The 22812-nt window shown below is 67.6% G+C and carries 20 protein-coding genes; 12 read left to right on the top strand and 8 right to left on the bottom strand.

What is annotated here, in order from left to right; all coding sequences use genetic code 11:
- Positions 1 to 81: 81 nt before the first annotated feature.
- Entirely contained in the window at positions 82 to 840 is a 759-nt protein-coding gene (locus WBB14_RS28715) for an IclR family transcriptional regulator (protein ID WP_424242765.1), read from the bottom strand.
- Between the two features lie 160 nt (positions 841 to 1000).
- On the opposite strand from WBB14_RS28715, the gene xsc reads away from it, so the two are divergent.
- The 12 genes from xsc (at position 1001) to WBB14_RS28655 (ending at position 14998) form a co-directional block, all read left to right on the top strand.
- Positions 1001 to 2812, top strand: a complete 1812-nt coding sequence (gene xsc / locus WBB14_RS28710; protein ID WP_424242764.1) for a sulfoacetaldehyde acetyltransferase — start codon at positions 1001 to 1003, stop codon at positions 2810 to 2812.
- A gap of 83 nt (positions 2813 to 2895) precedes the next feature.
- Entirely contained in the window at positions 2896 to 3816 is a 921-nt protein-coding gene (locus tag WBB14_RS28705) for a bifunctional enoyl-CoA hydratase/phosphate acetyltransferase (protein WP_424242763.1), read from the top strand.
- A 135-nt stretch (positions 3817 to 3951) separates the two neighbouring features.
- Positions 3952 to 5529 carry an ABC transporter substrate-binding protein gene (locus WBB14_RS28700; RefSeq protein ID WP_424242762.1) on the top strand — a complete coding sequence of 526 codons (1578 nt, stop codon included), beginning with the start codon at positions 3952 to 3954 and terminating at the stop codon, positions 5527 to 5529.
- Positions 5530 to 5541: 12 nt separating this feature from the next.
- Positions 5542 to 6510: an ABC transporter permease gene (locus tag WBB14_RS28695; RefSeq protein WP_424242761.1), complete on the top strand. Its 969-nt coding sequence runs from the start codon at positions 5542 to 5544 to the stop codon at positions 6508 to 6510.
- Positions 6507 to 7409, top strand: a complete 903-nt coding sequence (locus WBB14_RS28690) for an ABC transporter permease (RefSeq protein WP_424242760.1) — start codon at positions 6507 to 6509, stop codon at positions 7407 to 7409. The genes WBB14_RS28695 and WBB14_RS28690 overlap by 4 nt, the downstream gene beginning before the upstream one ends.
- The gene (locus tag WBB14_RS28685) at positions 7406 to 8395 is read left to right on the top strand and encodes an ABC transporter ATP-binding protein (protein WP_424242759.1); all 990 of its coding nucleotides are present in this window, start codon (positions 7406 to 7408) and stop codon (positions 8393 to 8395) included. Before WBB14_RS28690 ends, WBB14_RS28685 begins: the two co-directional genes overlap by 4 nt.
- Positions 8392 to 9414 (top strand): ABC transporter ATP-binding protein, encoded by a 1023-nt coding sequence (locus WBB14_RS28680; protein ID WP_424242758.1) that lies wholly within the window; start codon positions 8392 to 8394, stop codon positions 9412 to 9414. The genes WBB14_RS28685 and WBB14_RS28680 overlap by 4 nt, the downstream gene beginning before the upstream one ends.
- 28 nt (positions 9415 to 9442) lie before the next feature.
- Positions 9443 to 11098, top strand: a complete 1656-nt coding sequence (locus WBB14_RS28675) for an amidohydrolase (protein WP_424242757.1) — start codon at positions 9443 to 9445, stop codon at positions 11096 to 11098.
- 1 nt (position 11099) lies between these two features.
- Positions 11100 to 12077, top strand: coding sequence for a CobW family GTP-binding protein (locus WBB14_RS28670; RefSeq protein WP_424242756.1), 978 nt, complete (start codon positions 11100 to 11102; stop codon positions 12075 to 12077).
- Between the two features lie 150 nt (positions 12078 to 12227).
- Positions 12228 to 12968, top strand: a complete 741-nt coding sequence (locus tag WBB14_RS28665; RefSeq protein ID WP_424242755.1) for an SDR family oxidoreductase — start codon at positions 12228 to 12230, stop codon at positions 12966 to 12968.
- A gap of 187 nt (positions 12969 to 13155) precedes the next feature.
- A complete protein-coding gene (locus WBB14_RS28660; RefSeq protein ID WP_424242754.1) occupies positions 13156 to 13548 on the top strand; it encodes a nuclear transport factor 2 family protein in 393 nt (130 codons plus the stop codon).
- A 46-nt stretch (positions 13549 to 13594) separates the two neighbouring features.
- Positions 13595 to 14998 carry an NAD(P)/FAD-dependent oxidoreductase gene (locus WBB14_RS28655; protein ID WP_424242753.1) on the top strand — a complete coding sequence of 468 codons (1404 nt, stop codon included), beginning with the start codon at positions 13595 to 13597 and terminating at the stop codon, positions 14996 to 14998.
- Here WBB14_RS28655 and WBB14_RS28650 read toward each other — a convergent pair.
- From WBB14_RS28650 to WBB14_RS28620, 7 genes are all read right to left on the bottom strand, one after another.
- On the bottom strand, positions 14978 to 16555 hold the full coding sequence (locus tag WBB14_RS28650) for a PLP-dependent aminotransferase family protein (protein ID WP_424242752.1): 1578 nt from the start codon (positions 16553 to 16555) through the stop codon (positions 14978 to 14980). The genes WBB14_RS28655 and WBB14_RS28650 overlap by 21 nt on opposite strands.
- 107 nt (positions 16556 to 16662) lie before the next feature.
- Positions 16663 to 17490, bottom strand: a complete 828-nt coding sequence (locus WBB14_RS28645) for an ABC transporter permease subunit (RefSeq protein ID WP_424242751.1) — start codon at positions 17488 to 17490, stop codon at positions 16663 to 16665.
- Complete coding sequence (locus tag WBB14_RS28640) at positions 17483 to 18316, bottom strand: taurine ABC transporter ATP-binding protein (protein ID WP_332013829.1); 834 nt, start codon at positions 18314 to 18316, stop codon at positions 17483 to 17485. The genes WBB14_RS28645 and WBB14_RS28640 overlap by 8 nt, the downstream gene beginning before the upstream one ends.
- A 90-nt stretch (positions 18317 to 18406) precedes the next feature.
- Positions 18407 to 19435, bottom strand: coding sequence for a taurine ABC transporter substrate-binding protein (gene tauA / locus WBB14_RS28635; RefSeq protein WP_424242750.1), 1029 nt, complete (start codon positions 19433 to 19435; stop codon positions 18407 to 18409).
- Between the two features lie 377 nt (positions 19436 to 19812).
- On the bottom strand, positions 19813 to 20358 hold the full coding sequence (folE, locus tag WBB14_RS28630) for a GTP cyclohydrolase I FolE (RefSeq protein ID WP_042793382.1): 546 nt from the start codon (positions 20356 to 20358) through the stop codon (positions 19813 to 19815).
- A gap of 105 nt (positions 20359 to 20463) precedes the next feature.
- Positions 20464 to 21111, bottom strand: a complete 648-nt coding sequence (locus WBB14_RS28625) for a response regulator (RefSeq protein WP_424242749.1) — start codon at positions 21109 to 21111, stop codon at positions 20464 to 20466.
- Positions 21108 to 22526 (bottom strand): cache domain-containing protein, encoded by a 1419-nt coding sequence (locus WBB14_RS28620; protein WP_424242748.1) that lies wholly within the window; start codon positions 22524 to 22526, stop codon positions 21108 to 21110. The genes WBB14_RS28625 and WBB14_RS28620 overlap by 4 nt, the downstream gene beginning before the upstream one ends.
- Positions 22527 to 22812 lie beyond the last annotated feature (286 nt).

Genomic DNA, 22812 nt, shown 5'->3' with positions numbered 1-22812 from the left:
CCAAAGCACGATGCCCCAAGCCGGGCTGCGCGCGGCGATTTGTGCCGCATGAACAGGCCGGCGCAGCCGGGGAACAGGGAGCTAGGTCTCGGACTCATAGGTGCCGGCGAGCGCCTGGGCGGCCTCCTGCATGCGGGGCAGCCAGGCGCGCGCGCCCTCGATCGACAGCCGCGCCACCGGCGCGTGCAAGGCCACGGCGGCAATGGCGCGCGTGCCGTGCAGGATGGGCACCGCCATGCAGACGATGCCCAGCAGGAATTCCTCGCGGTCGAAGCTGGCGCCTTCCTTCTTGATGGCGCGCAGCTCCTGTTCCAGGGCGGCCACGTCGCACAGCGTGTTGGGCGTGTAGCGCGGCAGCGGCGCCGCGGCCAGCAGGCGCTCGCGCGCCTCGCGCCGCATATGGGCCAGGAACAGCTTGCCGCTGGCCGAGCAATGCAGCGGCACGCGCGAGCCCGATTGCAGGTTCACGCGCAGCGGCCAGGCGGTTTCGACGCGGTCCAGGTAGATGACCTCGTCGCCGTCCAGCATGGTGCAGTTGCAGGTTTCGCCGATCTCGTCGACCAGGCTGTCCAGGATGCGGTGGCGTTCGCCGCGCAGGGGCGAATTCAGCAGGGTGTCGCGCGCCAGCGCGCTCAGGCGCGGGCCGCTGACATAGCTCTTGCCGGCGGGTTCGCGCAGCAGCATGCCGGCGTCCACCAGCCGCGACAGGATGCGCAGCACCGAGGGCTTGGGCAAGCCCGTGGCGTCCGTCAGCGCGGCCAGCGATACCGGCTGCCCGGAGCGGGCGACCTGTTCCAGCAGGGTCAGCGCGCGCAGCGCTGCGGAGGATTCGTCTTTCATCTTTCAATAATTGAAGATTCGGCGGCTTGCTGCCCATCCTCGCACGGATTTTGCAGAAAATGAAACGCCGCGGGCTGGGAACGGCCAGGTTTCTGCTGCAGTATCGGATCATGCCGGCCCAGATGCAATCCGACACCGCCGGCCTGCCAGGAGAGAGACCATGAGCAGCAAGCAACACATGACCCCCAGCGAAGCGTTTGTCGAAACGCTGGTCGCCCAGGGCGTCAAGGACGTATTCGGCATCGTCGGCTCGGCCTTCATGGACGCGCTGGACTTGTTTCCGGCGGCAGGCATCCGCTTCGTGCCCACGGTGCACGAACAGGGCGCCGCGCACATGGCCGACGGCTATTCGCGCGTCACCGGCCGCCACGGCGTGTGCATTGCGCAGAACGGCCCGGGCATCACCAACTTCGTGACCGGCGTGGCGGCCGCCTACTGGGCCCACAGCCCGGTCGTGGCGATCACGCCCGAAACCGGCACTGCGGGCATGGGGCTGGGCGGCTTCCAGGAAACGGAGCAGCTGCCCATCTTTTCGCGCATCACCAAGTACCAGGCCCACGTGAACCGGCCCGACCGCATGGCCGAGTTCACGGCCAAGGCCTTCGACAATGCGCTGGCCGAACGCGGTCCCACGCAGCTGAACATTCCGCGCGACTACTTCTATGGCGAGATCGACGTGGCCATCCCGGAGCCGCGCCGCATCCGCCGCGGTCCGGGCTCGGAAGAGGATCTGGAGGCGGCGGCGCAGATGCTGGCGCAGGCCAAGTTCCCGGTCATCGTGGCGGGCGGCGGCGTGCTGTTCTCGGACGGCCAGGCCGAATGCGTGGCGCTGGCCGAATTGCTGGGCGCGCCGGTGGTCACCAGCTACCTGCATAACGACGCCTTCCCGGCCAGCCACCCGCTGTGGTGCGGCCCGCTGGGCTATCAGGGCGCCAAGGCGGGCATGAAACTGCTGTCGCAGGCCGACGTGGTGCTGGCGCTGGGCACGCGCCTGGGCCCCTTCGGTACCTTGCCGCAGCACGGGCTGGACTACTGGCCGCAGGGCGCGCGCATCATCCAGGTGGACGCCGACCACCGCATGCTGGGTCTGGTGCGGCCGGTGTCGGTCGGCATCTGCGGCGATGCCAAGCCGGCCGCCGCGGCGCTGACCGCCAGGCTGCAAGGGCGCGAGGTCGCGTGCGTGGCCACCAAGGCGGGGCGCGGCGAGCAGATCGCGGCGCAGAAGGCCGAATGGGAAAAGGAACTGGACAGCTGGTCGCACGAACGCGACGACTGGAGCCTGGACATCATCGAGCACGGCGGCGGCCGCATGCATCCGCGGCGCATGCTGCGCGAGCTGGAACGCGCCATGCCCCAGCACGTGATGGTGTCCACCGACATCGGCAATATCTGCTCGGTGTCCAACAGCTACCTGCGTTTTGACGAGCCGAACTCCATGCTCGCCGCCATGAGCTTCGGCAATTGCGGCTACGCCTTGCCGGCGCTGATCGGCGCCAAGCTCGGCAGGCCCGACCGGCCCGCCGTGGCCTACGTCGGCGACGGCGCCTGGTGCATGAGCTTCCAGGAACTGCTGACCTGCGTGCGCGAGAAGATACCGGTCACGGCCGTGGTGTTCCATAACGGCCAATGGGGCGCGGAAAAGAAGAACCAGGTGGACTTCTATGGCCGTCGCTTCGTCGGCAGCAACCTGCTGAACCCGAACTTCGCCGAACTGGCGCGGGCCATGGGCGCGGAAGGCATACGGGTGGAGCACGCCGATCAGGTGGGCGCCGCCTTGCAGGCCGCCTGCAAGGCCCAGTCCGAGGGCAAGACCACTGTGCTGGAGATGATGGTCAGCCAGGAACTGGGCGACCCGTTCCGCCGCGACGCCCTCAAGCAGCCGGTGCGCTTCCTCGACAAGTACAAGCCGTACGTGAACCAGCCGTTCCATCCGGGCGAGGTGCCGCTGCCGATCGATCCCGCCAGGCGCTGATCGCGACGCGTCCGGCGCGGCGGCGGCCGCGCCGGATTTCTTCCGCCAGGCGCCGCGGATTTCCGCGGCAGGAGCAGACAGAAATGGAAAGCGATCGATTGTTCGAGCCGCTGCGCAATGCTGCGCTGTCGGCGGGACGCTTGCGCACCGCGGTGGCGTATCCGCTGTGTCCGACCAGCCTGGGCGCGGCCGTGCAGGCGCGTGACGCGGGCTATATCGAACCGGTGCTGGTCGGCCCGGCACACCGGTTGCACGCCCTGATGGCGGACCTGGGGCTGCGCGCAGATGAGCTGGAAGTGGTCGATACGCCCGACGACGAATCGCAGGCGGCGCGCGCAGCGGCGTCGCTCGCGCGCGATGGCACGGTGCGCATGCTGATGAAAGGCAGCCTGCATACCGACCACTTCATGTCGGCCGTGGTCGCGCGCGACGCGGGCCTGCGCACGGCCAGGCGCATCAGCCACGCCTTCGTGATGGCGGTGGCGGCCTATCCCAAGCTCTTCATCCTGACCGACGCGGCAGTCAACATCGCGCCGACCCTGCAGGAAAAGGCCGATATCGCACAGAACGCCATCGACTTGGCGCGCGCGCTTGGCGTGGAAAGGCCCAAGCTGGCGGTGCTGTGCGCCACCGAGTCCGTCAATCCTGCCATGCCCGCCACGCTGGATGCGGCGGCCCTGTCGAAGATGGCGGATCGGCAGCAGATTCGCGGCGGCGACATCGACGGCCCGCTGGCGTTCGATAACGCCATCTCGCGCGAGGCGGCCGATCAGAAGGGCATTGTTTCGCGCGTGGCGGGCGATGCCGACATCCTGCTGGTCCCCGATATCGAGGCCGGCAACATGCTCTACAAGGAGCTGACCTGGCTGGCCGGCGCCGGCACGGCCGGGCTGGTGCTGGGCACGCGCGTGCCCGTGCTGCTGACCAGCCGCTCCGATTCTATGCAGGCCCGCGTCAACAGCTGCGCGGTGGCCTCGCTGTATGCGCGGGCGTTGGCAGCCTGAATTCCAGCCCTCTGCGCGGCTGGTTCCAAAAAGTCCGGCGGTTTGGTACTAAGCCTGGACCCGCAGCCTGGATACGCTACCCCCAAGGCCATCCGTTGAATGGTTCGCGACACACAAGACATCAAGGGGTAGAACATGCGCAGCGCAAAAAAATGCCTGACCACGATTCTGACGGCGCTGGCCCTGGCGGGCGGGGCCATGGCCGCGGACGCGCCCAAGCCGGGCGGCACGCTGGTGATCGGTTCGACGCAGGTGCCGCGTCACCTGAACGGCGCGGTGCAGTCGGGCATCGCCACCGCCTTGCCCAGCACGCAGCTGTTCGCCAGCCTGCTGCGCTACGACGCCGACTGGAAGCCGCAACCCTATCTGGCGCAGTCCTGGGAATTGGCGCCGGACGGCAAGTCGCTGACCCTGCATCTGCGCAAGGACGCCTTGTTCCATGACGGCAAGCCGGTGACCTCGGCCGACGTGGCGTTCTCCGTCATGGCAGTCAAGAAGAACCACCCGTTCCAGACCATGTTCGCGCCCGTGGAGGCCGTGGACACGCCGGATCCCTACACGGTGGTGCTGCGCATGAACAAGCCGCATCCGGCCATCCTGCTGGCGTTGTCGCCGGCCTTGATGCCGGTGCTGCCCAAGCACATCTATGACGACGGCCAGGACTTGAAGAACCACCCGCGCAATTCGGCCGACGTGGTCGGGTCGGGGCCGTTCAAATTCAAGGAATTCAAGCCCGGCCAGGAAATCGTGCTGGAGAAGTTCGACAAGTTCTTCCTGCCCGGCAAGCCCCACCTGGACCGGATCGTGGTGAAGATCAATCCGGACGCCACCAATCTGCTGATCGGATTGGAACGCGGCGATATCGGCGTGCTGCCGTTCATGACCGAGCCGACCATCCTGCGGCGCGCCAAGGATAATCCCGCCATTGTCATGACCAGCAAGGGCTATGAAGGCATAGGCGCGCTCAGCTGGCTGGCCTTCAACACGGCGCGCAAGCCGCTGAACGACGTGCGGGTGCGGCAGGCCATCGCCTACGCCACCGACAAGGGTTTCATCACCAAGGCCCTGAACGCCGGCTTTGCCCAGCCTGCCGACGGCCCCATCATCGGCACCAGCCCATTCGCCACGCAGGACGTCGCGAAATATCCGCTGGACCTGAAGAAGTCCGAACAACTGCTGGAAGAAGCGGGCTTCAAGAAGGATGCCAAGGGCGAACGCCTGTCGCTGACCGTGGACTACATGCCGGGATCCGACGTGCAGGGCAAGAACGTGGCGGAATACCTGCGCAGCCAGTTGAAGAAGGTCGGCATCGCGGTGCAGGTGCGGGCGTCGCCAGACTTCCCGACCTGGGCCAAGCGCATCGCCAGCAAGGATTTCGACATGACCACCGACATCGTCTTCAACTGGGGCGATCCGGTGATCGGCGTGCACCGCACCTATCTGTCCAGCAACATCCGCGACATCATCTGGACCAACACGCAGTCGTACGCCAATCCCAAGGTGGACGAGCTGCTGGAGCAGGCTGGCACGGAGACCGACGCGGACAAGCGCCGGGCGCTGTATGCCGAGTTCCAGCGCCTGGTCACCGTGGACGTGCCCATCGACTTCCTCACGGTCATTCCGTACCACACCTTGTCCTCGAAGAAGGTGCACGGCTTGCCGGATGGGATCTGGGGCGTCATCTCGCCCATGGACGATACCTACTTGCAGTAGGGTGGAGCTGCCATGACGCGCTATCTTCTGCGCCGCCTGGCCTATGCGCTGGTGCCGCTGCTGGCCGTGGTGACGCTGAACTTCCTGCTGATCCACATTTCGCCGGGCGATCCGGTCGAGACCATTGCGGGCTCCATGGGCGGCATCAGCGAAGAACTGCGGGCGCAGTTGCGCACGCAGTACGGGCTGGATAAACCCTTCCTGACGCAGCTGGGCATCTACCTGATGCAGGTGTTGCGCGGCGACCTGGGCTATTCCTACTTCTTCAACGTGCCGGTGGCGCAGCTGATCTGGGACCGCGTGCCGGCCACGCTGCTGCTGGTGGTGACCTCGGTGCTCAGCGCCTTCCTGGCGGGCACGCTGCTGGGCACGCTGGCCGCGCGCAAGCCCAACGGGCCGCTGTCGCAGGGCATCACGCTGCTGTCGGTGGTCGGCTATTCCGCGCCGGTATTCTGGACCGGCATCATCCTGATCATCCTGTTCGCCTCGGTGCTGCCGATCTTCCCGGTGTCCGACATGCGCTCTGCCGGCGGTCCGCAAGACGGCTGGGCCGGCGTGCTGGACGTGCTGCACCATCTGGTGCTGCCGGCCTTCACCCTGGCGTTCGTGTACCTGGCGCAGTACAGCCGGCTGGCGCGCGCCAGCGTCATGGAGGCGTTGTCGGCGGATTACATCCGCACGGCGCGTGCCAAGGGCTTGCCGGAACGCACGGTGCTGTACAAGCACGCGCTGCGCAACGGCGTGCTGCCGGTGGTGACCATGCTGGGGCTGCAGTTCGGCAACGTGCTGGCGGGCGCGATTCTGGTCGAGACGGTCTTCAACTGGCCCGGGCTGGGCCGGCTGGCGTTCGATTCCGTGCTCAGGCGCGACTATCCCACGCTGCTGGGCATCCTGCTGTTTGCCTCGCTGCTGGTGGTCGTGATGAATCAGCTTACCGATCTGGCCTACCGCCTGATCGATCCCAGGATCAAGACCTCATGAGCCAGACTCCTTCCGCCGTTCCGGTTGCCGCCTTGCCGGCCCAGGTGGCGCGGCCGCCGGCCCGCCCGTCTTACGAGGCCTTGCGGGTGTTCGCGCGCAATCCCTCAGCGCTAGCCGGCGTGCTGTTGCTGGCCATCATTCTGGCGGTGACGATCTTCGGACCCATGGTCATGCAGGCGGACCCCTTCGAGATCGCCGGCGCCCCGATGACGCCGCCGGGCGCGGACGCATTGATGGGCACGGACTATCTGGGCCGCGACGTGCTGACCGGCATGGTCTACGGCGGCCGCGCCACGCTGCTGGTGGGCGTGGTGGCGGCGGTGCTGTCCATGGCCATCGGGCTGACGGTGGGGGCGCTGGCGGGCTATTACGGCGGCTGGATCGACGAAACCCTGATGCGCATCACCGAGTTCTTCCAGGTGCTGCCCACCTTGCTGTTCGCCATGGTGCTGGTGACGCTGTTCTCGCCTTCGCTCGCGACCATCGCGGTGGCGATCGGCGTCGTGAGCTGGACGGGTACGGCGCGGCTGGCGCGCGGCGAATTCCTGCGGCTCAAACGCCGCGAGTACGTGCTGGCGGAACGGGTGATAGGCGCGGGCGACGCCCGTATCATCTGGCGCGTGATCCTGCCCAACGCGCTGGCGCCGCTGATCGTGTCGGCGACGCTGGCGATAGGCATGGCGATCCTGTTCGAGGCCGGCCTGTCGTTCCTGGGCCTGGGCGATCCCAACATCATGAGCTGGGGCTTGATGATAGGCAGCAATCGGCCCTACATCCTGACCGCGTGGTGGGCGGTGACCCTGCCGGGCGCCGCCATCTTCGTGACCGTGCTGGCCGTCAGCCTGATCGGCGACGGGCTGAACGACGCGCTCAATCCCAACTCGCGGGGGCGGGCATGAACGCCCCGGTGCTGGAGGTGGATCGCCTGAGCCTGGAATTCCAGACGCGCGGACGCGCGGCCGAGGTGCTGAGCGCGGTGAGCTTCGCCCTGAACCCCGGCGAGACCCTGTGCCTGGTGGGTGAATCCGGCTGCGGCAAGAGCATGACGGCGCTGGCCATCATGCGCCTGATTCCCGCGCCGGGGCGTATCGGCGGGGGCAGCGTGCGCCTGCGCGGCGACGACCTGGCCGGCCACGACGAAGAGGCCATGCGCCGGGTGCGGGGCAACAAGATCTCCATGATCTTCCAGGAACCCATGACGGCGCTCAATCCCGTGTACACCGTCGGCGACCAGATCGCGGAGCCCTTGCGCTTGCATCAGGGCCTGAGCAAGCGCCAGGCCCGCGAGCGCGCCATCGAGATGCTGAAATCCGTCGGCATCCCCTTGCCCGAGCGGCGGGTGGACGACTATCCGCACCAGATGTCAGGCGGCATGCGGCAGCGCGTGATGATCGCGATCGCGCTGGCCTGCGATCCGGACGTGCTGATCGCCGACGAACCCACCACCGCGCTGGACGTGACAGTCCAGGCGCAGATCTTCGACCTGCTGCGCGAGCAGCAGGCCCGGCGAGGCACCGCGGTGCTGCTGATCACGCATGACATGGGCGCGGTGTCGGAAATGGCCGACCGCGTAGTGGTCATGTACGGCGGGCGGGTGGTGGAGCAGGGCGGCGTGCGCGAGATCCTGGCGCAGCCGCGCCATCCCTATACCCAGGGCTTGATCGCGTGCTTGCCGGAACTGGACCGCGAGCCCGACGACATCCGCCCGGACCTGCCGGAGATTCCCGGCGTGGTGCCATCGATCTGGGAGCGCGGCGCGGGCTGTCCCTTCATGGAGCGCTGCGGGCAGGCCATGGCCCGGTGCCGTGACGCGTTTCCGCCGCTGGTCCAAGTGGGCGAGGGCCATGAAGTGGCCTGTTGGCTGTATCCGGAGGCCGCGCGATGACATCACCGCAATCCCCCGCCTTGCTGTCGGTACGCGATTTGGCCGTGCATTTCCCCATCGGCGGCCGCGGCCGCGACGGCAAGCCCGTCGTCGTGAAAGCCGTGGACGGCGTGTCCTTCGAGCTGCAGCGCGGCCGCACCCTGGCGATCGTCGGCGAGTCCGGTTCGGGCAAGACCACCACTGCCTTGTCGGTGCTGCGCCTGGCGGATCCGACTGCCGGCTCCATCCACTTCGACGGCACCGACCTGACGGCGTTGAGCGGTTCGGCCCTGCGCCGCATGCGCCGCCGCGTGCAGCTGGTGTTTCAGGATCCCTATTCCTCGCTCAATCCGCGCCAGCGCGCGGGCGACATCGTGCGCTCGCCGCTGGACCTGATGGATATCGATCCGCCCGGCGGCCGCGAGGCGCGCGTGGCCCGCATGTTCGAGCTGGTGGGCTTGCGCCCGGAACAGCGGCAGCTGTTTCCGCATCAGTTCTCCGGCGGCCAGCGGCAGCGGCTGAACGTGGCCCGGGCGCTGGCCAGCGCGCCGGACCTGATCGTCTGCGACGAGCCGGTGTCCGCCCTGGACATCGCCATCCGCGCGCAGATCCTCAATCTGCTGCGGCGCATCCAGCGCGAGCAGGGGCAGTCCTTCCTGTTCATCTCGCACGACATGGCGGTGGTAGAGCACATCTGCGACGACATCGCCGTCATGTATCTGGGCAAGATCATCGAGCAGGCCTCGCGCAATGCCTTCTTCACGCGGCCGTTGCATCCCTACAGCGTCGCCCTGATGTCGGCGGTGCCGACGGTGAAGGGCGGGCGCGAACTTGCGGCCCGCCGGGTGCGGCTGGCGGGTGATCCGCCCAGCCCGGTCGATCCGCCGCCGGGCTGCCGCTTCGCCGGGCGCTGCCCGGCCGCGCAGCCGCTCTGCGCCACGCGCGAGCCGACCCTGCGCGAAGTCGCGCCGGGCCACCGCGTGGCCTGCCATTTTGTCGAATCCCGCGACGGCGTCCTGGTGTCGCCGTTGCAGGGATGAGCCCACCCTCCATCAGAAGGACAGACCGATGACCCAGACCCGCGCCCGAACCACGATTTATGCCGCGCGCAGCATCCTGACCATGAATCCGATGCAGCCTCGCGCCACCCATGTGGCGGTGCGCGAGGGCCGCATCCTGGGCGTCGGCAGCCGCGAAGACCTGGCGGGCTGGGGGCCAGCCGACCTTGACGAGCGCTATGCGGACAAGGTGCTCATGCCCGGCCTGGTGGAAGGGCATTGCCATCTGCCGGAAGGCGGCATGTGGAAGTTCGTGTATGTGGGCTTCTACGACCGGCGCGGGCCCGACGGCCGGCTTTGGGAAGGTCTGAAGAGCTTTGACGCGGTGGCTGCCCGCCTGCGCGAGGCCGAGCGTGCCTTGCCAGACGGCGAAACGCTGATCGGCTGGGGCTTCGATCCGATCTTCTTTGACGGGGCGCGCATGCGCGTGCAGGACCTCGACGCGGTGTCCGCCGAACGGCCCGTGGTGGTCATGCACGCCAGCATGCACCTGATGAACGTGAATACCCCGATGCTGGCGCGTGCCGGCATTGACCGCGATACCGACATCGAAGGCATTACCCGCATGGACGATGGGCGCCCCAGCGGCGAACTCTGCGAATTCGCGGCCATGTTTCCCGTCATGCGCCTGATCGGCAGTCCGTTCCGCACCGTGGGCGTGTCCGAAGAGGGCCTGCGCATGTTCGGCAAGGTGGCGCAATGGGCTGGCGTCACCACCGCCACGGACCTGGTCAACGAATTGGGCGACGACGGCCTGGCGACGCTGGCCCGCATCACCGCGGAGCCGGACTTTCCGGTGCGTATCGTGCCAGCCGCGTCCGCGCTGACGTATGCGGGCGATCCGGGACGCTGCCTGAGCAAATTGGCGGAAGCCCGGCGTCTCAACAACGACAAGCTGCATCTAGGCATGGTCAAGCTGGTGGTGGACGGCTCGATCCAGGGCTTTACGGCCAGGCTGCGCTGGCCGGGCTATTACAACGGCGCGCCCAACGGCATCTGGGTGATCGCGCCATCCGAGCTGGACGCCATGGTTCAGACGTATCACGACGCCGGCGTGCAGCTGCATATCCATACCAATGGCGACGAAGCCACCGAGCTGGCCATCGACGCGGTCGGCCGCGCCCTGTGCCGCAGTCCGCGGCGGGACCACCGGCACACCCTGCAGCATTGCCAGATGGCCGACGCGGCGCAGTTCCGGCGCATGGCCAGCCTGGGCATGTGCGCCAATCTTTTCGCCAACCACATCTTCTACTGGGGCGATGCGCACCATGCCCTGACCATGGGGCCGGACCGCGCCAACCGCATGGACGCCTGCGCTTCGGCGGCGCGCGCCGGCGTGCCGTTCTCGATCCACTCGGATGCGCCCATCACGCCGCTGGGGCCGTTGTTCACGGCCTGGTGCGCGGTGAACCGGCAGACCTCCTCGGGCAAGGTGCTGGGGGAGTCGGAGCGCATCGGCGTGGAGGCGGCCCTGCACGCGGTGACGCTGGGCGCGGCCTACACCCTGCACCTGGACCATCTGGTGGGGTCCATCGAGATCGGCAAATATGCCGATTTCTGCGTGCTGCAGGACGACCCCCTGGAAGTGCCGCCGGAGCAACTGAAGGACGTGCGCGTGCTGGGCACGGTGATCGGCGGCAGGCCGCTGGCGTTGCGGGAGGCTTGAGATGGCGCCGCGGGGCGGAACGCGCATCGCGCTGACGGTGGTGGGCGGCTTCCTAGGCGCGGGCAAGACGACCCTGCTCAATCATGTGTTATCCACGACCCGCCGCCGTGCGGCGGTTCTGGTCAACGACTTCGGCCCGGTGGACATCGACGCCGGGCTGATCGCGCAGCGCAGCGATCAGGTGATCAGGCTGGCCAACGGCTGCGTCTGCTGTTCGATGGCGGGCGGTTTGGACGACGCCCTGGCGCGGGTGCTGGCGCTGGACCCCTTGCCCGAATGGATCGTGATCGAGGCCAGCGGCGTGTCCGATCCGGGCCGCATCGCGCAGGTCGGCATGTCCGATCCCATGCTGCAGTTGGAGGGCGTGGTGGTGCTGGTCGACGCCGCCCACGTGCGCGCGCTGGCGGCGGATCCCTTGCTGGCCGATACGCTGGAACGCCAGTTCAAGGCGGCCGATCTGCTGGTGCTGAACAAGACCGACCTGGCGCCTGCCGAAGAGCTGCCGTCGCTGCGCCTATGGTTGCACGCGGCGACGGGTGGGGTCGCGATGGTCGAGGCGCGCGAGGGTCGCGTGGACCTGCGCCATCTGCTGGGCGAGGTGGAGGGCGAGACGCGCGGCCTCGTGCATGAATGCGCCAGCGGCGCTTGCGGGCACCCGGGACACGTTCACGCCGCAACGTCCGATGATCCCGACCATCCGTTCCAGAGCTGGCTTTGGCGCGCGCCCGCGCTGCTCCACGCCGACAGGCTCGCCAGCAGGCTGCGCGAGGCGCCGCGGCAATTGCTGCGCGCCAAGGGTTGGGTGCGCACCGACCGGCACGGCCTGGTGCTGGTGCAACTGGCGGGCCGGCGTGTGCGCTACGACACGCAGGCCAGGCCGCCCGCGGATCTGGACGGGCCATCGCTGGTGCTGATCGGCTTGCGCGGGGCGATCAAGCCCGTGGAGGTCGCTGCATGGCTGGCGCCGGCGGCGGTTTGAGGGACGGGCGTAGAGAAATATAAATTTATTGGATTGCCTGTCAATTTTTTTGTCATTGATCGACTCGATGCAAACGGGAGAATCCGCCGGTTCGATAGCCGGCCTTTTGCCGGCTGCAATTTGACCCATCGGTCTACCAAGGAGCGAATCATGACAGGCATTTCCAACGGCTTGCGCAAGGCCGCAATCGTATTCGGCGGTTCGCGCGGCATCGGCGCCGCCATTGCCCGGCGGCTGGCGGCCGACGGCGCGGACGTGGCGTTCACCTACGTTTCGGCGCCCGAGCGGGCGCGCGAGACCGCCGCCGCGATCGAGGCGAGCGGGGCGAAGGCGCTGGCCATCCATGCCGACAGCGCGAACGCGGAGGCGATCCGGCTGGCCGCCGCGCGGGCGGCCGAGCATTTCGGGCGGCTCGACGTCGTCGTGGTCAACGCGGGCATTCTGAAGCTGGGTGGCGTGGCCGACGTGAGCGTGGCAGACCTAGACCAGATGCTGGCCGTCAACGTGCGGGGCGTGTTCCTGGCGATCCAGGCGGGCGCTGAGCACCTCGAGCGCGGCGGCCGGATTGTGACGATCGGCAGCAACGTGGCCGCGCGCATCGGCGGGCCGGCCGTGAGCGTTTATGCGATGACGAAGGCGGCGGTGGCGACGATGGTCAAGGGCATCGCCCTCGACCTTGCGCCGCGCGGCATTACGATCAACAACGTGCAGCCCGGGCCTATCCAGACCGACATGACGGTCAACCATCTGGACGCGGTCGTTCCGCTGATTCCGCTGCAGCGCGCCGGCAGCGCCGACGAAATCGCGTCGCTGGTGGCATGGCTTGCAAGCGCGGAATCCGGATACATGACGGGCGCCAGCTTGACAGCCGATGGCGGGATGACGCTGTAGCCCGCAATCCGGGAACACCGCAAGGCATGGCAGCGGGGGACGGGGCGCGCATTGCGCGGCTCGCCCCCCGATGTCGCTTCTGGTGCAAGCGATTTCCCGCTTCTGGTTCTAGACCCTGCCTGGGGGCTCACTTACCTTTGATCTGAATGCTGGCGCACATTGCGCTGGCGTCTATCGGAGGTATGCAATGCAGAAGACCGTCACCGCCGACATGCTGGCCGAATTCGCGGCGGCCTGGAACCGCCACGATATCGACGCCCTGATGTCCTTCATGAGCGAGGACTGCGTGTTCGAGACCGTGGCCGGCCCGGAGCGATGGGGCGCGCGCCATGAAGGGCGCGACGCGGTGCGCGCGGCCTTCGCGGCGGCCTGGGCGAATTTTCCCGATGCGCAGTGGCGCAACGGCACGCATTGGGTCGCGGGCGACCGCGGCGTATCCGAGTCCACCTTTACGGGCACCGCCGCTGACGGTTCCCGCGTGGAGGCGGACATGGTGGATGTCTTCACCTTCCACGACGGCAAGATCCGCGTGAAGAACGCCTACCGCAAGCAGCGCCCGGCCCTGCCGGCGCGCGGCTGAGGACGCCTCCCGCACCCAGCAACCGGAACGCAGCATGGATACTCAAATGTCCTTCCAACCTGTAGGTCCGGCCCCTGCTGGCCGGACGGCGATCAGCGCCTATAACCCGGCCTACGATCCGCTGGTGTCGCCGCCCGGCCGCGGTCAGGACTACGCGCCCACCTACTGGGTCGCGACCGCCGGCCAGCCGCCCGAGGACGACGGTCCCGTCGACGGCGACATCGACGCCGACGTGGTGATCGTGGGCTCGGGCTTCACCGGCCTGTCGGCGGCCCTGACGCTGGCGCGCGATTTCGGCGTGAAGGCCGTGGTGCTGGAAGCCAACCGCGCGGTCTGGGGCTGCACCAGCCGCAACGGCGGCCAGGGGCAGAACGCATCCGGGCGCCTGTACCGCTCGCAATGGATCGAGCGCTGGGGCCTGGCGACCGCCAAGCGCCTGGACGCGGAAATCCGCGAAGGCTTCGAGTACTGGAAGAGCCTGGTGGCCCAGGTGGATTGCGACGCGCAGCCGGGCGGCCATCTTTACACGGCACATCGCCAGAAGAAGATGGCCTTCCTGGAGAACGAAGCCCGCGTGATGCGCGAAGTGTTCGGCTACGACGCCAAGATGCTGAGCAAGGAGGAATTGCGCGAACGCTACGTGTACGACCGCGAGGCGGTGGGCGCGATGCACGAACCCGACGGCGTCGGCGTGCATCCCTTGAAGCTCGCCTATGGCTACATGCGGCAGGCGCGGGCGCTGGGCGTGCGCATCCATCCGGGCAGCCCCGTGCTGGGCTGGCGCGCCGAGAACGGCGGCGTGCGGCTGCAGACGCCGGGCGGATATGTGCGCGCCCGGCGGGTGGCGTTCGCGACCGGAGGCTACACCGCGCAAGGCGTCAACCGCCTGCTGGACAACCGCATCATGCCGGTGCTGTCGAACTCGCTGGTGACGCGGGTGTTGACGCCGGCGGAGCGCGACGCCGCAGGCCTGAAAAGCACGGTGTTCATCACCGACACGCGGACCTTGCGCTTCTATTACCGCCTGCTGCCTGACGGCCGCATGCAGATAGGCAGCCGCAGCGCCTTGCGCGGCGCCGATGCCCAGCATCCGCGCCATCTGGCGCTGCTGCGCGAAGGACTGGCGCGCAAGTTTCCCACGCTGGCGGGCGTGGACGTGGACTATTCCTGGTGGGGCTGGGTGGACGTGAGCCACGACATGATGCCGCGGGTGACGCAGCCCGATCCGGCGCAGCCGGTCTATTACGCCTTTGGCTACGGCGGCAACGGCGTGGCGTTCTCGGCCCACGCGGGCAAGCGCCTGGCGCAGCGCATGATGGGCAAGGACGGCGTGGCCTGGGACTTGCCGATCTACGATTCGCCCTTGCCTGGGCATATGTTCGCGCCGTTCCGCAGGCTGGGCCAGGGCCTGCTGTACCGCTGGTACTACCTACGAGACGAAATGCTCTAGCGTGTGCAGGTCGGGGCCCTCAGGGGCCGTTTTGCCGCTGGCGGCGGCACGGCGGTAGCGCTCGACCACCTTGGCCAGTCTGGCGATGCCGGGCTCGATGTGTTCCGGCCGGATCGAGGTGAAGCCGACCCGCAGGAAGTTGCGCGGCGCGTCGGCGCCGTTCATGAAGAAGACGTCGCCCGGCTCGACCACCACGCCTTCGGCCAGCGCCGCCTCGGACAGCTCGACGGCGTTGAGCCAGGGCGGCCCTTGCAGCCAGCAGAACGACGATCCGGTAATGGGGATGGACTTGAAATCAGGCAAGTGCCGCGCCAGCGCGCGGGCCAGCTCGGTGCCGCGCTCTTGGTAGGCCTGGGATTGCCTGCGCAGCAGCGAGTGATGGTGGCCCAGCGAGATGAACAGCGAAAACGCGCGCTGGATGTAGGCCGAGGGGTGGCGCAGCATCAGGCGGCGCAGGGCGCGCAGTTCGGCGGTGAGCTCGCGCGGGGCCACGATGTAGCCGATGCGCAATCCCGGGGCGAAGGACTTGGCCAGGCTGCCCACGTAGATCACGCGGCCGTCGCGGTCCAGGCTCTTCAGCGCGGGAATCGCGCCTTCGCCCCAGCGGCTCTCGCTTTCGAAGTCGTCCTCGATGATCAGGCTGTCGGCCTGGCGCGCCAGCGTCAGCAGGTTCTGGCGGCGCTCTGGCGACAGCGTGACCGTGGTGGGGCATTGGTGGCCGGGCGTGACGAAGATGTAGTCGCAGCCCAGCAGATGGGTGCCGCTGCACAGCCCCTGTTCGTCCACCGGCAGGGGCAGCAGGTTGCGCGTGTGGCTGGCGAAGATGTTGCGGGCGTCGGGGTAGCCGGGGTCTTCCATGCCGACCACGGTGTCTTCGTTGACCAGCAGGTCGGCCAGCAGATAGAGCGCATGCTGCGCGCCCACGGTGATGACGATTTCCTCGGCGTCCGCCCAGACGCCGCGGCGCGGCAGGACCTGGGTGCGGATCTGTTCGATCAGCGCGGGATCGTCGTGCGTGATCAGGTCGGGCGCCCAGCTGCGGATGTCCAGCACCGACAGGGCCTTGATGCAGCACTCGCGCCATTCCGCAGTGGGAAACAGGTCCTGGTCGAACTGGGCGTAGACGAAGGGATAGGGCTGCTTCTGCCAGTCGCGCGGCTTGGTGATGTTGCGCTGGCGGGATGGGCGGAAACGCAGCCTTTCGTCCCAGCGCACGTCCGGCTCGCCGCCGTCGGCGGGCGGGGCATCGGACGCAGGGCCGGAGTGGCCCCGCATGACCGTGTCGCTGACGAAGTGGCCGCTGCGTTCGCGCGACACCAGATAGCCCTCGCTGACCAGTTGTTGATAGGCGAACACGACGGTGTTGCGCGCAATGCGCAGCTGGTCGGCCAGATGCCGGCTGGACGGCACCGGCGTGCCGGGCGGCAAGTGGCCGCTGAGGATGGCGGACACCAGCATCTGGCGCACGCAGCCCTGCAGGCTGAGGTTGGGCGCGCTTTCGCGTTCGAACAGGCGCTCCCACAACACAGGCTTGAGCATCGAGGCCTGGCTGGACATGACGGCTCCTTGTATCGGCCGCGCAGCCGGTAGCCGCTGCGCAGGCGTCGTTCTTGAGGATAGAGGAGCCGGATGGGGGAAGGAATGAGGGATTGCCCGGGCGGCGTTCAGACCCGTCCCTTCCAGGGGATGGCGAACTTCTCCAGATAGCGGACCAGCAGGTCGAAGGCGAAGGCGAACACGCCGATCACGATGATGCCCATGATGACCGTGTCGCTGGCCAGGAACTGGGCGGCGTTCAGCACCATGAAACCCAGGCCGCGGTCGGCGGCCACCATTTCGGCGGCCACCAGCGTGGTCCAGCCCACGCCGATGCCGATGCGCATGCCCGTGAAGATTTCCGGCATGGCGGCCTTCAGGATCACGTGCCAGACGATTTGCGCGGGCGTGCCGCCCATGGCGTAGGCGGCGTGGATCTGTTCGATCGAGACCGAGCGCACGCCGGCGCGGGCCGCGATCGCCATGGGCGCGAAGATCGCCAGGTAGATCAGCAGGACCTTGGGGAATTCGCCGATGCCGAACCAGATGATGATGAGCGGCAGATAGGCCAGCGGCGGCAGCGGGCGGTAGAACTCGATGGGCGGATCGAAGATGCCGCGCGCGTAGCGGTTCACGCCCATCAGGATGCCGACGGGAATGGCGGTCACGCAGGCCAGGAAGAAGGCGCCGAACACCCGCGACAGGCTGGCCAGCGCATGTTCGGTAAGCGTGGAGTTGGCCACGCCGTCGGTCATGGCCGAGACGAACTTGTCGTACACCGCCAAGGGCGAGGGCAGGAACAATGGCCGCACCCAGCCGGCGCTGGTCACCAGGAACCACAACCCGATGAGCGCCAGGCTGGTGATCAGGCTGATGTGGCCGCTGTAGCCCGCGCCCGGCGCGCCGTAGACCCTGCCAGGCGCCGCGGGCTTGTGTCCCTTGCGGCTGCTAGCCATGGAAGCCTTGGGGGGAGGAGGCTCGCTCGTCGCCGTAGATGATGCCAAGGACTTGTTCGCGCATGGCGATGAAGTCGGGGCTGGATTTGATGCTGCGGCCATCGCGGGTCTCCAGGTAGCGCCGGTTGAAGTCCGGCGTGAAGGTGTGCGTGATGCGGCCCGGGCGGGGCGACATGACGATCAGCCGCGAACCCAGAAATAGCGCTTCTTCCACGCTGTGCGTGATGAAGAAGAACATCTTGTTGGTCTGGCGCCAGATATCCAGCAGCAGCTCCTGGATGGTCTCGCGGGTCAGCGCGTCCAGCGCCGCCATGGGCTCGTCCATCAGCAGCATGGCGGGGTTGCAGGTCAGCGCGCGCGCAATGCCCACGCGCTGCTGCATGCCGCCGGACAGCTGGTAGATCATGTGGCGGTGGAACTCCTGCAGGCCCACCAGTTCCAGGTTGCGGCGGGCGCGGGCGCGGCGGGTTTCCTTGTCCACGCCTTGCAGCTTGAGGCCGAACTCGGTGTTCTCCAGCACGTTCAGCCAGGGCAGCAGGGCATGCTTCTGGAACACCACGCCGCGGTCGGCGCCTGGCCCCAGGATGGGCCTGCCGCCCAGCGTGATCTCGCCTTCTGTGGGCGACAGAAATCCGGCCAGCAGGCTGAGCAGGGTGGTCTTGCCGCAGCCCGAAGCGCCCAGGGCCACCACGAACTCGCCTGGCTGGATGGTCAGGTTGACGTTCTGCAGCGCGATGACCGGACCGCTGTCGTGCAGGCCGGGGTAGGTGACGCTGACTTTCTCCGCGCACAGGCTTTGCGTGGCGGACGTGGACTGCATGGTCATGCCGGGTCCCCTTGGTGCGACGGGCTGCGCGCAGCCCTGCGGGGCGCGAGGCAGGCGGCGCCGGACGGCCCGCCTTGCCGGGCGCGCCGCTTACTTCTCTGCCGCCTTGGCGTACTTGTCCGTGACGTGCGGGCTGTAGTCGGCCAGGGCCTTGTCGATCTGCTTCTGGTCCTTCAGGAAGGTGGCGCTGGCGGCGAAGGCGCGCGCGGCGCCCGAATCCTTGCCGCCGCCCAGCCAGACATTGGAGGCCTGTTCCTGCACGGTCGGGAAGACCAGCAGCTTGAGCGCCTCGACCATGTCCTCGGGCTTGCCGCCGATCAGCTTGACGATGCTCTTGACCTGCGGCGAATCGGCGGTCCATTTGGCGCTGTTGGCGCGGTAGTCGGCGTAGGACTTGGCCAGCACGCTGGTGAAGGCGGCCATGAACTTGGGATTCTTGGCGGCCCAGGCGCGGTCGACCACGATGCCGTCGAAGGTCGGCACGCTGGCTGCGCCGATCTGTTCCGAGTCGGCGATGATCTTGCCGGACTTGGCGATTTCGGTCAGGGCGGGCGGCCAGACGTAGGCGGCGTCGATGTCGCCGCGCTGCCAGGCGGCCACGATCTGCGGCGGCTGCATGTTCAGGATGCGCACGTCGCGCGGATTGATCTTCCAGACCTGCTCCAGGCCCACCAACAGGTGGAAGTGGGACGTGGACACGAAGGGCGTGGCGACGCGCTTACCCTTCAGGTCGGCGGTGCTGTTGATGCCGGAGCCGTTGCGCGCCACCAGCGCTTCGGACTTGCCGATGTTGTCCAGGATCCAGAACAGCTCCATGTCCACGCCGCGGGTGGCGGCGGCGGTGATGCCGGTGGATCCCAGCACGCCGACCGGCACGTTGCCGGAGGCCAGGGCGGTGGAAATATCGCCGCCGGAGGTGAACTGGCGCCAGTCCACCTGGTAGCCGGCATCCTTCAGGGCTTTGTCGAAACTGCCGTCGGCGATCGCCGACAGGAACGGCCCCACGATCAGTTGGTAGCCCACCACCAGCTTGGTCTGGGCATAGGCGGGAGCGGCCAGCAGCGCGGCGGCCAGGCCGGCCAGGGTGCAGCGGCGGATGAGGCGGAATATCGCGTTCATGGAGATCTCCGGGAGGGAACGGCCGCGCTCCGGCGCGACCGGCATGCTGGTGTCCTGTCCCGCAGATACGCCCGCACGAAATCCACCCATAGCCGCCCGTGCGTCGTTGCAAATCCTCGCGATACCTACGGGTATCGCTGCGGTTTGCGCCTAGCCCTGACGACTATGGATGAATTTCGTCATGCGGACGCATCTGCGGGACAGGACACTGAAGCCAGTTTGCCCGGATGGGGCCAGAACGCTAGGTCCAGATGCCCTAATCAGTAGGAGCCAAAAAGATCCAGGCCCGCCCGCCTCGCCGGCAACGCCAGGACTGGCGCGGCCGGCGCGGCGGGGCGGGCCCGCGACATGCGCCAAAAGGGGGAGGGGGGATCCTGCTAGCGGATGAGGCTGAGGAACTCGGCCCGGGTCGAGGGGTTGTCGTGGAATTCGCCCAGCATGACGGAGGTCACCATGGACGAATTCTGCTTTTCCACGCCGCGCATCATCATGCACATGTGCTGGGCTTCGATGACCACGGCCACGCCGGCGGCGCCGGTCACGGACTGCACCGCCTCTGCCACCTGGCGGCTGAGGTTTTCCTGGATCTGCAGGCGGCGCGCGTACATCTCGACGATGCGCGCGACCTTGGACAGGCCCAGCACCTTGCCGTTGGGCAGGTAGGCCACGTGCGCCTTGCCGATGAACGGCAGCATGTGGTGCTCACAGAGCGAATACAGCTCGATGTTCTTGACCAGCACGATCTCGCGCGTGTCGGAGGTGAACAGCGCGCCGTTGACGATTTCGTCCAGGTTCTGTCCGTAGCCGCGGCACAGGTGGCGCATGGCCTTGGCCGCGCGGGCGGGCGTGTCGGCCAGCCCTTCGCGGGACGGATCTTCCCCTAGTTGTTCGAGAATGGCGGTGTAGTGCTTTTCCAATGACATCGGGGACTCCTGGGGGCGGCGCTGGTTGCGGCGCTTTACTGTGTAGCTTGGTGACGCAAGTCTACCGCAGCGCGGGAAAAGGGTCAGACCGGGACCGGACCCGGTTCAGACCCCTCTGTTTTCCACTGCATACTTGATCAATTCCGCCTGCCCATCTATGCCCAGCTTGCGCTTGATGTTCAGGCGATGGGTCTCCACCGTGCGCACCGACAACCCCAGCGCCTGCGCGATCTGCTTGTTGGCTTCACCGCTGGCGATGTGGCGCAGCACGTCGCGTTCGCGCTGCGTCAGCATCGTGGCCGGCGCCGTGGCCTGCGACAGGCGCACCGCCACCGCGGCGCTGAAATAGTTGCGGCCCGCCATGACGGCGTCGATGGCGGTGACGATCTCCTGCGCCGGCTCGTCCTTCAGCAGATAGCCGCGCGCACCGGCCTTGACGGCCTGCACCATGTATTCGGGGTTGTCGTGCATGGACAGCACCAGCACGGCGATCTGGGGGTAGCGTTCATGCAGCAGGGCGGTCAGTTCCAGTCCGCCGACGCCGGGCATGTTGAGGTCCATCAGCGCCAGGTGCGGCAAGGTGCCGCCCTGCGGATCCTCGGCCAGGCAGGCGGCCAGGAAGGCCTGGGCGGCGGCGGCATTGCCGGCTTCGCCCACCACCCGCAGCTGCGGCACGGTTTCCAGGCGCAGGCGCAGCCCGTCCCGCACCAGGGGATGGTCGTCGATCAACAGCAGTCGGATGGCGTCAGTCATGCTTCGGGGCTCGCGGGAACGGGGGCGGCGGGCAGCGGCAGCCAGGCTTGCAGGACCGTGCCGTGGGTAGTGGAATGGAACGTCAGCGTGCCGGCCAGCGCATTCATGCGTTCGCGCATATTGCGCAGGCCGATGCCGCGGCGCGGATCCTGCTGCACCTCGGCGTAGTCGAAACCGCGGCCGTCATCGGCAATGGTCAGGCGCAGGTCGCGCGAAGAATAGGCCAGCGTCATGTCGGCGCGGGTGGCACCGGCGTGGCGGATGACGTTGGTCAGGGCTTCCTGGGTGACGCGGAACAGGGCCGTGGCGTAGGTCTCGGGCAGCTTCACCGGCTGCCCGGCGGTATGCAGGCGCACGGCCAGCGGCGGGGCGCCGTCCTCGCTGGGAATGGCGAACTCCCGGCCCAGGTGTTCCAGCGCGGCCGGCAGGCCCAGGTCGTCCAGCAGCGTGGGCCGCAGGTTGTGCGAAATGCGCCGGACCTCGCCCACTGCGGTATTCAGCCGGTCCAGCGCGCCGCCCAGCGGGGTATCGATGTGGGCCAGTGCGCGCGGCTCCGCCGGCAGCGTCTGCCGCAGCCGTTCCCGCGCCGCTTCCAAGGACAGCTTGATGGACACCAGCACCTGGCTGATGCCGTCGTGAAGCTCGCGCGACAGGCGCGCGCGCTCGTCTTCCTGGGAACGGACCAGCTGCCGCGCCATCAGCCGCAGCTTGGCGTCGGACTGGCGGTGGTCGCTGATGTTCAGGGCCAGGCCGCAGGCGGCCACGCCGAGGATGGAAACGGCGGCGATGCCGGCCACCCAGGCAAACATGCTGCGGATATTGGCCTGCGCGGCGGCGTCGATGCGTTCCAGCGCCTGCTGCACATCGTCCAGGTAGATGCCGGTGCCCAGCATCCAGCCCCAGCGCTCCAGCACCACCACGTAGCCCAGCTTTTCCTCGGTCTGGAGGGTGGACGGCTTTTCCCACAGGTAATGCACCGCTTCGCCATCCTGGCCGCCGCGCCGGGCGGCCGTCAGCAGGTTTTGGATGACGGGCTGGCCCTTGGTATCGCGCAGCTCCCAGAGCTCCTGGCCGACCAGTTCCGGCTGGCGCGGGTGCATCAGGTTCTTGCCCTGCAGGTCATAGACGAAAAAGTAGCCGTCGTGGCCGAATTCCATCTGCGCCAGCAGGTCGAGCGCGCGCTGCCGGGTGGCGTCGTCGTCGGCCGCCGCCTGCAGCGGCGCGATGGCGCTGTAGGCCAGGTTGACGTAATGGCGCAGCTCGCCTTCCTTGCTGGCCAGCCAGGCGCTTTCCACGACTTGCTTTTCGCGTTGCGCCAACTGCAGGCCCTGCACGTAGACGGCCACCGTGATGGCGGCGACGGCCACCAGCAGGGGCACCGCGGCAAGCAGCAGGATTTTGAGGCGCAGCTTCATGAAGGATTTGTATCAGCGCGAATGCGTTTATTGCGGTGCAGCATTTTACGTTCCGCAATCAGGGTCGGGAAATTTCAGCATGGATTTTACGGTTTCCGCCAAATCATGCTGCGGCGCATTGCGTAGTAACACGTAGCGGACTTGCGTAGTTTCGCGCTTGTTGCTGCATGGTCAAAACGAAATACTAGCGTCCGCGTCGACACGGCGCTGCGTGGACGCGCGCGTCCACCACCCCACAACAACGAGTCTGCCTTCCGCGGGACGATAAAAGCGTTTCACGCCAAAA

It is taken from the genome of Achromobacter sp. (assembly GCF_049647645.1).
Lineage (GTDB): Bacteria > Pseudomonadota > Gammaproteobacteria > Burkholderiales > Burkholderiaceae_B > Achromobacter.
This window is presented reverse-complemented; position numbering and strand designations above follow the sequence as displayed.